The organism is Mesorhizobium sp. M6A.T.Cr.TU.017.01.1.1 (assembly GCF_004023115.1).
In the GTDB taxonomy this organism is placed as follows: domain Bacteria; phylum Pseudomonadota; class Alphaproteobacteria; order Rhizobiales; family Rhizobiaceae; genus Mesorhizobium; species Mesorhizobium mediterraneum.
The window spans coordinates 1-11,246 of record NZ_RZTA01000158.1; the positions used below are offsets into that span (position 1 = coordinate 1).

The 11,246-nt window shown below is 61.0% G+C and carries 10 protein-coding genes and 2 pseudogenes; 7 read left to right on the top strand and 5 right to left on the bottom strand.

The features are described from left to right. From EOB36_RS30900 to EOB36_RS30915, 4 genes and pseudogenes are all read left to right on the top strand, one after another. Nucleotides 1-437 (top strand): annotated as a pseudogene (locus EOB36_RS30900) (valine--tRNA ligase); the annotation flags it as partial. Between the two features lie 360 nt (nt 438-797). Beyond that, nucleotides 798-2,033, top strand: coding sequence for an outer membrane protein transport protein (locus EOB36_RS30905; protein WP_128286361.1), 1,236 nt, complete (start codon nt 798-800; stop codon nt 2,031-2,033). Nucleotides 2,034-2,313: 280 nt separating this feature from the next. Next, entirely contained in the window at nt 2,314-4,038 is a 1,725-nt protein-coding gene (gene ilvD, locus EOB36_RS30910) for a dihydroxy-acid dehydratase (protein WP_128286362.1), read from the top strand. Further along, complete coding sequence (locus EOB36_RS30915; protein WP_126106211.1) at nt 4,025-4,861, top strand: tetratricopeptide repeat protein; 837 nt, start codon at nt 4,025-4,027, stop codon at nt 4,859-4,861. The genes ilvD and EOB36_RS30915 overlap by 14 nt, the downstream gene beginning before the upstream one ends. Nucleotides 4,862-5,121: 260 nt before the next feature. Here EOB36_RS30915 and EOB36_RS30925 read toward each other — a convergent pair whose 3' ends face one another. The 5 genes from EOB36_RS30925 to erpA form a co-directional block, all read right to left on the bottom strand. After that, complete coding sequence (locus EOB36_RS30925) at nt 5,122-5,415, bottom strand: hypothetical protein (protein WP_126106212.1); 294 nt, start codon at nt 5,413-5,415, stop codon at nt 5,122-5,124. A gap of 99 nt (nt 5,416-5,514) precedes the next feature. Beyond that, entirely contained in the window at nt 5,515-6,309 is a 795-nt protein-coding gene (gene xth / locus EOB36_RS30930) for an exodeoxyribonuclease III (protein WP_095485477.1), read from the bottom strand. Nucleotides 6,310-6,316: 7 nt separating this feature from the next. Continuing rightward, nucleotides 6,317-6,709 (bottom strand): VOC family protein, encoded by a 393-nt coding sequence (locus EOB36_RS30935; RefSeq protein WP_127205944.1) that lies wholly within the window; start codon nt 6,707-6,709, stop codon nt 6,317-6,319. Nucleotides 6,710-6,711: 2 nt separating this feature from the next. Then, the gene (locus EOB36_RS30940; RefSeq protein ID WP_128286363.1) at nt 6,712-7,191 is read right to left on the bottom strand and encodes a hypothetical protein; all 480 of its coding nucleotides are present in this window, start codon (nt 7,189-7,191) and stop codon (nt 6,712-6,714) included. Between the two features lie 37 nt (nt 7,192-7,228). Further along, nucleotides 7,229-7,576: an iron-sulfur cluster insertion protein ErpA gene (erpA, locus tag EOB36_RS30945; RefSeq protein WP_126106215.1), complete on the bottom strand. Its 348-nt coding sequence runs from the start codon at nt 7,574-7,576 to the stop codon at nt 7,229-7,231. A 73-nt stretch (nt 7,577-7,649) separates the two neighbouring features. Here erpA and EOB36_RS30950 point away from each other — a divergent pair, with 73 nt between their 5' ends. From EOB36_RS30950 to EOB36_RS30960, 3 genes and pseudogenes are all read left to right on the top strand, one after another. Continuing rightward, nucleotides 7,650-8,864 carry a deoxyguanosinetriphosphate triphosphohydrolase gene (locus EOB36_RS30950; RefSeq protein ID WP_128286364.1) on the top strand — a complete coding sequence of 405 codons (1,215 nt, stop codon included), beginning with the start codon at nt 7,650-7,652 and terminating at the stop codon, nt 8,862-8,864. 61 nt (nt 8,865-8,925) lie between these two features. After that, nucleotides 8,926-10,683, top strand: coding sequence for an arginine--tRNA ligase (argS, locus tag EOB36_RS30955; protein WP_127205946.1), 1,758 nt, complete (start codon nt 8,926-8,928; stop codon nt 10,681-10,683). Between the two features lie 103 nt (nt 10,684-10,786). Beyond that, a pseudogene (locus EOB36_RS30960) lies at nt 10,787-11,246 on the top strand (SPOR domain-containing protein); the annotation flags it as partial.

Consider the following 11,246-nt stretch of genomic DNA (forward strand, 5'->3'; position numbering starts at 1 on the left):
GTATCCGCTCCGTGCGCTCGGAGATGAACGTGCCGCCGGCGGCGATCGCGCCGCTGATGGTGATCGGCGCCAATGCCACGACCCGCGAACGGCTTGAGCGCCAGGCATCGGCCATCAAGCGGCTGGCGCGGGTCGGCGAGATTTCGCCGGTCGATACGGCGCCCAAGGGCTCCGCCCAGATCGTGCTCAACGAAGCGACCATCTGCTTGCCGCTCGGCAACCTGATCGACCTTACCGCCGAGGCGGCGCGGCTGCAGAAGGAACTGGTCAAGGTGACCGAGGAGATCGCCCGCCTGCACAAGAAGCTGTCCAACGAGAAATTCGTCGCCAACGCGCCGGAAGATGTCGTGGAAGCCGAACGCGAAAAACTCGCCGAGTATCGCGAGGCGCAAGAAAAGCTTTCGGTGGCGCTGACGCGGGTGCGCGAGGCCGGATGAATTATCTGGATTCGCGAGCCTGCGAACCCGCTTTTCGGACAGGCTTCTTGCCACGAAAATAGGCATTCCGCAGCGTAAATCTTGACGTAAACGGAATGTTTTGGCCCTATTGTTGCCGTAATGTAACAATGGGGCTTATTTTTGCAAAACGGGCTGTTTTTGCGTCGTTTCATGCGATTTTTCTCAATTTTTTCGTCGATTTGCAACCCAATAGGCCGTTTTCCGGCTCTGCGGTGAAGCTGTCACTTTGTCTAAAATGCGGTCGTCGCAGGTGTACGTGTACACATCGAGAATTCGTTGTTGCGCCGTTAACCTGAATTGGTTCTAGCTTGACCCCACTAATGTTCGGGGAGGAGATTCATGAACAATTTGCGTCTGAAAGCGCTGCTGGGGGCGGGGTGCTTTTCGCTATTGATTTCGGGCGTTGCGAATGCCGGCGGCTTCGACCGCGGCGGTGTCAACATTGACCAGTTATTTGATGCCGCACCGTATTCGTTCGATGCCGGCATCACCTATGTTTCGCCGCAGCGCACACTGAAGAATGTGCAGCGCCTGGATGGCTCGGGAATGTCGACGTCGGAAATAGACGTTGGTGGCGACTACGCGGTGCCGCGCGTCGGCTTCAAGGCCAACATCTTCGAACCAGTGGATTGTCTTGCGACGTATACGGAACCGTACGGTGCGGAGGCAGACTTCGGAATGAACAACGCCTATTCGCCAACGGCGGTCAAATACTACGTCAAAACAAATGATTTCGGCCTTACCTGCTCCTATAAGGTAAATGTCGGTAAGGGCGCCATCCGGTTCATCGGCGGCGTCTCCTACCAGGAGGTCGATGCGTTTCTGTCCCGCCAGACACTGCTGGCCTTCGGCAATACCGGGCTCGGAAAATTCAAGCTTTCCGATGAGGCGTGGGGCTGGCGCGTGGGCACCGCCTATGAAATTCCCGAAATCGCCTTGCGCGCAAGCCTGATATACTCTTCGAGCTACAAATATGATGGACTGTCGGGCACCGTCGACTCAACCGGTTTTAGGGGCGCCTTTCCAGCCGATCTGATTCCGGGCTCTACCGGGGTCTTTCCTGTCTCCGCCTCGGCCGAGATACCCCAAGCTGTGGAACTCAAGCTGCAGAGCGGCATAGCTCCTGGCTGGCTGGCCTTTGGCTCTATACGCTGGCAAGAATGGAGCAGGCTTGGCATCATTCCGATCAAAGGTGTTCGCAGCCCTGTAACCGGCGGCATACCTGGCTCGCCAGACTCCGATGTTTCCTTCGACCTGCTGTATCGCGACGGTTGGACGGTCACGGGCGGCATAGCTCACAAGTTCACCGACCAATTGTCTGGCGCGGTTTCGCTGACCTGGGATCGTGGAACCTCGACGACTTCCGGCTATCAGTCGGACACCTGGTCCGTGGCCAGCGGCATTTCTTACTCGCCGAACGACAAGATCGAGGTCAGACTTGGTGGCTCGATCGGTGTGCTGACCGGTGGGTCGTCGACCTTCACCGGTGTTGGCGACACGGCAAATGCCATTACCTACACCTACGGCGACGATCTGCTCCTTGCTGGCTCAGCTTCGGTTAAGATTAAGTTCTAAGTGCAGGTTTTCAATAGAAAAAAGCCGGGCAATGCCCGGCTTTTTTGTTCGAGTGGCCTTCCCGAACATCCAAGCGGCGTCGCAAATACGCCGCGTCCCTATGCCTCCTGCGATTGTGACGTTTTGGCAACAGTTTCTGGGCAACCCTCGCGCCGCAAGGGCGCCCGGGGACATTGCCTATTTCCCGCCATAAACCCGGCGCACCTCGGATTTGTCTCGGGACACGTGCCAACAGGCTCGGCAATGGGGCAGGGCCGCATCGCCCGCGGCAAGGAAGAGTATGGACGACAGAGTCATCTCCAAGGCCAAGCTGCCCAGCCGCCATGTGACCGTCGGTCCGGCGCGTGCGCCGCACCGCTCCTATCTCTATGCGATGGGATTGTCGGCGGCCGAGATCGCGCAGCCGCTGGTCGGCGTCGCGAGCTGCTGGAATGAGGCGGCACCCTGCAACATCTCGCTGATGCGCCAGGCGCAAGTGGTCAAGAAGGGCGTCGCCGCGGCTAATGGCACGCCGCGCGAATTCTGCACCATCACCGTCACCGATGGCATCGCCATGGGCCATCAGGGCATGAAATCGTCGCTGGTATCGCGCGAGGTCATCGCCGATTCCGTCGAACTCACTATGCGCGGCCATTGCTACGATGCGCTGGTCGGCCTTGCCGGTTGTGACAAATCGCTGCCCGGCATGATGATGGCCATGGTGCGGCTCAACGTGCCGTCGATCTTCATCTATGGCGGCTCGATCCTGCCCGGTTCCTACAAGGGCCGGCAAATCACTATCCAGGACGTGTTCGAGGCCGTCGGCCAGCACTCGGTCGGCACGATCGGTGATGCCGAACTCCTCGAAATCGAACAGGCCGCTTGTCCGTCGGCCGGCTCTTGCGGTGCCCAGTTCACCGCCAACACCATGGCCACCGTCGCCGAGGCCATCGGCCTGGCGCTGCCCTATTCCTGCGGGGCGCCGGCGCCCTACGAGATGCGCGACCGCTTCAATTTCGCCTCCGGCGAAAAGATCATGGAGCTGATCGCAAAGAATATCCGTCCGCGCGACATCGTCACGCTGAAGGCGCTGGAGAATGCGGCAACTGTGGTTTCGGCCACCGGCGGCTCGACCAACGCAGCGCTGCATTTGCCGGCGATCGCGCATGAGGCGGGGATTAAGTTCGACCTCTTCGACGTGGCCAGGATCTTCGAGAAGACGCCCTACATCGCCGACCTGAAGCCGGGTGGCAAATATGTAGCCAAGGACATGTTCGAGGCCGGCGGTATTCCGCTCTTGATGAAGACGTTGCTCGACCACGGCTATCTGCATGGCGACTGCCTGACAGTGACCGGCCGCACTTTAGCCGAAAATATGGAGCATGTAGCCTGGAATGATAGCCAGGATGTGGTCCGTCCCGCCAACCGACCAATCACCCAAACGGGTGGTGTCGTGGGCTTGAAGGGAAACCTTGCCCCCGAAGGCGCGATCGTGAAGGTCGCGGGCATGTCGGAGCTGAAATTCTCTGGTCCGGCGCGCTGCTTCGATTCGGAAGAGGAATGTTTCCAGGCGGTTACGGATCGCAGCTACAGCGAGGGCGAGGTTCTCGTCATCCGCTACGAGGGGCCGCGCGGCGGTCCGGGCATGCGGGAAATGCTATCGACGACGGCTGCTCTCTATGGCCAGGGCATGGGCGGCAAGGTGGCTCTCATCACCGATGGACGCTTTTCGGGCGCGACACGCGGTTTCTGCATCGGCCATGTCGGGCCGGAAGCTGCCGTGGGTGGTCCGATCGGGCTGCTCAAGGATGGCGATTTGATCTCGATCGACGCGGTGAACGGCACGATCGAGGTTGATCTGTCCGATACCGAATTGGCGGCAAGGGCAAAGGCATGGAAGGCGCGCGCGACCGACTATCAGTCGGGCGCGATCTGGAAATATGCACAAACGGTTGGGCCAGCCCGCGACGGCGCGGTCACCCATCCCGGTGGTGCGAAAGAAACACATTGTTATGCGGATATCTGAGTTGCTGAGGTCGTCTGTCTTTTCGGCACTGGTCGCGATCGCCACTTTTGGCGCGACCTTGGGCGCCGCGGGCCAGGCCGTGGCCTTCGATGATAAGGTGTTCGACGACAAGACCGGCGTGAAGCCGCAGTCGAGCCCGTGGGCGGTGTTCCAGTTCGGCTTCTCTGCCTACAAGAACGGCCGCAAGGAGCAGGCCGCGGAAGCTTACAAATACGCAGCCGAAAATGGCCAGATCGGCGCCACCTGGAAGCTTGCGCGCATGTATGCCGAGGGTGACGGCGTGGAGCGCGACGATTACGCGGCATTCAAGTTCTTCTCAGAGATCGTTGACCAGGACGTTGAGCCCGGCTCGCCGGAAGAGAGCTATGTATCGGATGCGCTCGTGGCGCTCGGCGATTATTTGAGGAAGGGCATCCCCGGCAGCCCCATCACAGAGAACGAGGTGGCGGCCCAGGAATATTACATGCGTGCCGCCGCCAACTACCGCAACCCGAATGCGCAGTTCGAGATGGGCCAGATCTTTCTGAACGGCAAGGGCGGCGTCAAGGCCAGCATCAAGCAGGCCGGACGCTGGTTCCAGCTCGCTGCGGAAAAGGGCCATGCCGGTGCGCAGGCGACGCTCGGCAACCTGCTCTTCCAGAGCGGCAAGATCGTTCGGGGACTGGCAATGATGACCGCGGCACTTGAACGGGCCTCACCTTCCGACCAGCCATGGATACGCGGCATGCAGGAAGAGGCGTTCGCTGCGGCGGGCGAGGCCGACCGCCGTACTGCGATTTCGCTGGCCGATGACATCCTCACCAAGGGCGGCAGCGACCAATAGGATTGGCGCTCGCTGAGGACTGAACTGGAACTCTTTAGAGTGGCGAATTCAGCTTTCGAAGCTTTGCGCCGCCCCTCATCCGCCTGCCGGCAGCTTCTCCCCGTATAGTGACGGGGAGAAGGGCGCTTGCTGCAGCCTTGGCGCACTTTCTGCAACGCTGGTGATTGGCGAAATCAGTGATGACAGCGTCTTTCTCCCCGTCACTATACGGGGAGAAATGCCCGGCAGGGCAATGAGGGGCGGCGCCGGCCGCGTAAAAATCAGTTCTCGATGGGCTCCGCCGGCACCGGGCTTGGCGCCGGTGTCGAGATTGGCGTGGCGTGCGGACGCGGCGTCGTATTTTCCGGACAATCGTCCCGAATCTTTGTCCACGACGTGTTGTTGAGAACCATGTCGCAACGGGCGAGGTGGCTCTGGCCGGAAAGCGTCAGGCAGGCGACCTGGCCGATCTGGAATGATTTTCCGTTGGCCAGGCATTCCGCGTCGGCAAAAGCCGGGTTCGCCGCGAGGGCGAGCGCCGCAGCACATGGGCAAAGCGCAAACCTGATCGTCATCCTGAATCCCAGCCGAACCCGAATTGCAGCGGAACCCCGGATTGTGGCGATATGACGGTCTATCGGCCGGGAATCCGGGCGATCCGAACCTCGAAATAATCAGATTGGCGCAAAAGCCAGCTCGACGGCCACCGGCACGTGGTCGGAGGGTTTTTCCCAGGCGCGCACGTGCTTTTCGATCGAGGCTGAGGAAAAGCGGTTGGCGGCTTCGGGCGAAAGCAGCAAGTGATCGATCCGGATGCCGTTGTTCTTCTGCCACGCGCCGGCCTGATAGTCCCAGAATGTATAGGTGTCCGGCGCGTCGGTGACCGCGCGCACGGCTTCGGTGAAGCCGAGATTCTTCAGCCGCCGGAACGCCTGCCTCGTCTGCGGCTGGAAAAGCGCATCGCCCAGCCAGTTCTCCGGGAATTTCGCGTCGATGAATTCGGGGATGACATTGTAGTCCCCGGCCAGCACCAGCGCCTCTTCGAGCGAGAGCCGTTCCTCGGCCCAGCGCTCCAGCCGCGCCATCCAGGACAGTTTGTAGGAGAACTTCTTCTCGTCATCGATTGGGTTGCCGTTCGGCAAATAGAGCGAGGCAACGCGCAACGCGCCCTTGTCGGTTGAGAACACGCCCTCGATGAAACGCGCCTGCTCGTCGGCATCGTCGCCAGGCAGGCCTCTGATAACCTCGTCGAAGCGCAGCTTCGACAGGATGGCGACGCCGTTAAAGCCCTTTTGGCCATGGGTTTCGACGTTGTAGCCAAGCGCCTCGATCTCGGCGCGCGGAAACTGCTCGTCGACCGTCTTGATCTCCTGCAGGCAGGCGATATCAGGCGCGCTCTCCGTCAGCCAATGGGTCAGATTGCCGATGCGGGCCCGAACGCCGTTGATGTTCCAGGTGACGATTTTCATGGCGGCCTCATTGCTGTTCCGGCGGATGACGTTCGACGAGGCCGATCGTATTGCCTGCCGGGTCCTTTAGGAAGGCCATCCATTCGCTTTCCCCCGCCGGCCCGAACAGGCCTTCGGTATCGCGATGGACGAGCATCGGCGGCGCAGTGAAGGGGACACCGGCGGCTTTTGCCGAGGCGTGGAAATCGTCGAGGTCTGATATATCGAGATAGACGGTGCCGGCCGGCAGGCCATCGGTGAACAGCAGCCGCACGTCGCCGGCCATGATGAAGGCGATGCCGGGCGGATCGAAGCGCACGTGGACCGCCATGCCGAGCACGTCGTGCCAGAACGCCAGCGTTGCATCGAGATCGCGTCCGGCTGAAAGCGCGACCTGACGGACCGCGCCAACGCGGCGCATGTTCACTCACTCCCGAAAGATTGGAGCTCGGCATTTTCCGCGAGTATTTGCTCTATCATCCATCGCAGATGCGATGCCTGCTCGCGCGTTGCATTCTCATCCATCCAATCGCAGCCGTTGTAGAGGTCTCCAAGCCAGAGGGGAAAATCGTATTTGTCTTCAATCGGCGACACCATACGGCAGATCTGAAATGGTTCGATTTCGCCATCAAGGTAAGTCCGTATGCGTCGAAGAAACAGCTTACGTGCTATTTCCTTGGCCTCATCGGACTTATCGTTGAAATCGGGAAAACTTCGCGCGACCAGCGACCTCAAACGGCCATGAGCTTTCGCAAGCCTAACCGCGTTCCGCGGGTTGCATCGCGCGAGCTGCACGTAGGCAGCGTCTTCAGCGTAGCTCGGAGGCGCAGTGTGGCTGTTGGCCCAGCCAACGATATCGACATCGGAAATCGCTTCTATCTCGCGGGCGACAAGGACCGTCATCGGATCCTCATGGCCGACGAGGAGCGGCTTCATATCTTCAAATGCTGAAGCTGGTGCCGCAGCCGCACGAGGCGACCGCATTCGGGTTCCTGATCTGGAACGACTGGCCCATCAGATCGTCGACGAAATCGATCACCGAGCCGCCCATATAGACCAGCGAGAGGTCGTCGATCAGCACGGTGGCGCCGTCTTTCTCAATCGCGACGTCGTCATCGTTGCGCGTATCGACCAGATCGAACTTATAGGAAAAGCCGGAGCAGCCGCCGCCCTCGACCGAAACGCGCAGCGCCTTCTTGCCGGCTTCGCCAGATACAATCTTGGCGATCCGCCTGGCGGCGGCGTCGGTCATCTCGACTTTCATGGCAGTCTTGGCATCAGCGCCCATGGGCGTCACCTTGCTTTCGGTTTCACATGATAGGTATGAAGCGCGAGTGGGCAAGTCAACTGCGGTATCGGCGATGACCAACGAGTTGGGCGACATCGGGTTCGGCTATCGGCCGCGCGCAGCCTATGCCTGCGATCCGGCGAAGTCGCGCGGGCGCCTGTTCGACGAGGTGGAGAGCCCGACCCGCACGCCGTTCCAGCGCGACCGCGACCGCATCATCCATTCGACGGCGTTCCGCCGGCTAAAGCACAAGACGCAGGTGTTCGTCGCGCATGAGGGTGACCATTACCGCACCCGGCTGACCCATTCGATCGAGGTCGCGCAGATTGCGCGCGCCTTGGCGCGGGCGCTGCGCGGCGATGAGGATCTGGCCGAGGCGGTGGCGCTGGTGCACGATTTCGGCCACACGCCCTTCGGCCACACCGGCGAGGACGCGCTGAACGAGAAGATGGCCGGATGGGGCGGCTTCGACCACAATGCACAATCGCTGCGCGTGGTGACGCGGCTGGAGAGCCGCTACGCCGAGTTCGACGGGCTTAACCTCACTTGGGAAACGCTGGAGGGGCTGGTCAAGCACAACGGACCGCTGACCGACGCCAGGGGAAAGGGCTTGAAGGGGCCGGTGCCGCAAGCGATCCGCGACTATTCGGAGTTGCACGACCTCGAGCTTGATCGCTTTGCCGGCATCGAGGCGCAATGCGCGGCGATCGCCGACGACATCGCCTACAACACCCATGACATCGATGACGGCCTGAGATCAGGCCTCCTGACACTGGACATGCTGGAAAAGATCTCTTTGCCTGGATCGATCCTCGAAGGCGTGCGCCAGCGCTATCCGGCGCTGGACGATGTGAGGACAGGGCACGAACTGATGCGACGGCAGATCACTATGATGGTCGAGGATGTCATCGTGTCGACAACCGCGAACCTTGCGCGCATCAAGCCGGAGAGCGCCGACGCGGTGAGGGTGGCAGGCGAGACGATGGTGACCTTTTCCGCCGAAATGGCCGCGTCGGAAAAGGAATTGAAGGCCTTTCTCTACAAGCATCTCTACCGGCACAAAGAGGTCATGCGCGTGCGCACCGAGGCCGAGCAGATCGTCAAGGAGCTGTTCGAGGTCTATTTCGCCGATCCGCGCGCCATGCCCGATGGCTGGCGCGAAGGGCTCGACCGGGCCGACGATCGCATCAAGGCGCGCAGCGTTGCCGATTTCCTGGCGGGCATGACGGATACCTACGCTTTGAAAGAACACCGCCGTTTGTTTGACCATACGCCTGAATTGAGCTAGGGCGGGCTCGATTTTGCCGGCCAATGAGCCGGATCCCTGCAAAGCCGCCAGAGCCACACCAATGAACATCTTCGCCGATTTCAACGCGCGAATCACCAGAGCTGTCGAAGCGCTTGATTTGAAAGACAAGGACGGCGGTACGCTGGACCTATCGCGCATCGCCGTCGAGCCGCCGCGCGACGCCAGCCATGGCGACTTGGCGACCAATGCGGCAATGGTGCTGGCCAAGCCGACCGGCCAGTCGCCACGTGCTCTGGCTGAAAGGTTGGCGCAGGCGCTGCGCGCCGACACCGACATTGCCGCCGCCGAAATTGCCGGTCCGGGCTTCGTCAACCTCAGGCTCAAGGATGCGTTCTGGCAGGTGCATCTGACCGCGCTGCTCGGCGAAGGCCGCAACTACGGCCGCTCGACGGTTGGCGGCGGCAAGAAGGCCAATGTCGAATATGTCTCGGCCAACCCGACCGGACCGATGCATGTCGGCCATTGCCGCGGCGCCGTGGTTGGTGATGCGCTCGCCAATCTGATGGCTTTCGCCGGTTATGACGTGACCAAGGAGTATGTCATCAACGACGCTGGTTCGCAGATCGACGTGCTCGGCCGCTCCGTCATGCTGCGTTACCGCGAGGCGCTTGGCGACGAGATCGGCGAGATTCCGGCCGGGCTTTATCCGGGCGATTATCTGATCCCGGTTGGCCAGGCATTGGCCGGCGAATTTGGCCGCTCCTTGTTGCAGATGCCGGACGAGGAAGCGCTTGCCATCGTCAAGGACAGGACGATCGATGCGATGATGGCGATGATCCGTGAGGATCTGGCGCTGCTCAATGTGCATCACGACGTCTTTTTCTCGGAGCGCACGCTGCACGCCGACAACGCCCGGAAAATCCGCTCGGCCATCAACGACCTGACGCTCAAGGGCCATATCTACAAAGGCAAGCTGCCGCCACCCAAGGGCGAGAAGCCGGACGATTGGGAGGATCGCGAGCAGACGCTGTTCCGCTCGACAGCGGTCGGCGACGACATGGACCGGGCGCTCGTCAAGTCTGACGGCACCTTCACCTATTTCGCCGCGGACGTCGCCTATTTGAAGGACAAGGTCGATCGCGGTTTCGTCGAGTTGATCTATGTGCTCGGCGCAGATCATGGCGGCTATGTGAAGCGCCTGGAAGCGCTCGCCCGGGCGATCGCCGGCGACGAGGTGAAACTTACCGTGCTGCTTTGCCAACTGGTGAGGCTTTTTCGCGAAGGCGAGCCGGTGCGCATGTCGAAGCGGTCGGGTGAATTCGTGACGCTGCGCGAAGTGGTGGAGGAAGTCGGCCGCGATCCGATCCGCTTCATGATGCTCTACCGCAAGAACGATGCGCCGCTCGATTTCGACTTCGCCAAGGTGACCGAGCAGTCGAAGGACAATCCGGTGTTCTACGTGCAGTACGCCTCGGCGCGCTGCCATTCGGTGTTCCGGCAAGCGAGCGAGCAGTTGGGCGAGGCCAATTTCGACCGCAGTCGGCTGGCCGCCGCCACCGCCTTGCTGACCGACGAAGGCGAGATCGGCCTGATCAGGAAGCTTGCGGAATATCCGCGGCTGATCGAATCCGCGGCCCTTGCGCTCGAGCCGCACCGGCTGGCATTCTACCTCTATGATCTCGCCTCCAGCTTCCACGGACATTGGAACCGCGGCACCGAAAATCCCGACTTACGTTTTGTTAAGGTTAACGACCGACAATTGACGCATGCCAGACTAGGGCTGGTGCAGGCTGTTTCGGACGTTTTGACGTCCGGCCTGACGCTGATCGGAGCCGATGCGCCCACCGAAATGCGTTAGGTTTGACTAAAAAACCTGTCACCTTTTGCCCACATTGCGCTGGTAAGGGCCAACCCTACGCGACGTCCATGGCGTCCGAATGAGTGCGAGTTCGGGAACAATAATGGCAGACAGAACCCAGCTGAGAGCAGCCGCCCAAAACGATATCGCCGACGATGATCCGTTCGCGGAACTGACCAGGATCATGGGGTTCGACCCGCGCCAGCCGGTCAAGCCGAAGGCGGCTCCCGTCACCCAGCCGGTGGACGACGGCGATTTCGACATCGACCTCGAGAAGGAGTTGATGGGCGAATTCGGCGCCGACGATAATGACAGCGCCGCCGAGGTTCGCGAGCCGGTTTTCGATGCCACTGACGCGGTGGACGACGAGCTTGGGGACGACGAGCTTGCCGCGGCGCTCGAACAGGATTTCCTGCTGGACGACGAAGCGGGGGATGAGGCTGCCCATGCCGTTGCTGCCGACGACATGCGTTCTGGTGTTGCCGAAGCATCCGCGCCGGCTGTTGAAGCTGCTTTCGATGACGATTTCGACGATGCGCTCGCCAGTTCGCTCGAAGATGTGT

Bases quoted from the DNA above. Each gene is read 5' to 3' on its own strand.
- erpA (WP_126106215.1), bottom strand. From the start codon at position 7,576: ATGGGCGCTGATGCCAAGACTGCCATGAAAGTCGAGATGACCGACGCC.
- EOB36_RS30950 (WP_128286364.1), top strand. From the start codon at position 7,650: ATGACCAACGAGTTGGGCGACATCGGGTTCGGCTATCGGCCGCGCGCA.
- EOB36_RS30905 (WP_128286361.1), top strand. From the start codon at position 798: ATGAACAATTTGCGTCTGAAAGCGCTGCTGGGGGCGGGGTGCTTTTCG.
- argS (WP_127205946.1), top strand. From the start codon at position 8,926: ATGAACATCTTCGCCGATTTCAACGCGCGAATCACCAGAGCTGTCGAA.
- EOB36_RS30925 (WP_126106212.1), bottom strand. From the start codon at position 5,415: ATGACGATCAGGTTTGCGCTTTGCCCATGTGCTGCGGCGCTCGCCCTC.
- EOB36_RS30935 (WP_127205944.1), bottom strand. From the start codon at position 6,709: ATGCGCCGCGTTGGCGCGGTCCGTCAGGTCGCGCTTTCAGCCGGACGC.
- EOB36_RS30940 (WP_128286363.1), bottom strand. From the start codon at position 7,191: ATGACGGTCCTTGTCGCCCGCGAGATAGAAGCGATTTCCGATGTCGAT.
- xth (WP_095485477.1), bottom strand. From the start codon at position 6,309: ATGAAAATCGTCACCTGGAACATCAACGGCGTTCGGGCCCGCATCGGC.
- EOB36_RS30915 (WP_126106211.1), top strand. From the start codon at position 4,025: ATGCGGATATCTGAGTTGCTGAGGTCGTCTGTCTTTTCGGCACTGGTC.
- ilvD (WP_128286362.1), top strand. From the start codon at position 2,314: ATGGACGACAGAGTCATCTCCAAGGCCAAGCTGCCCAGCCGCCATGTG.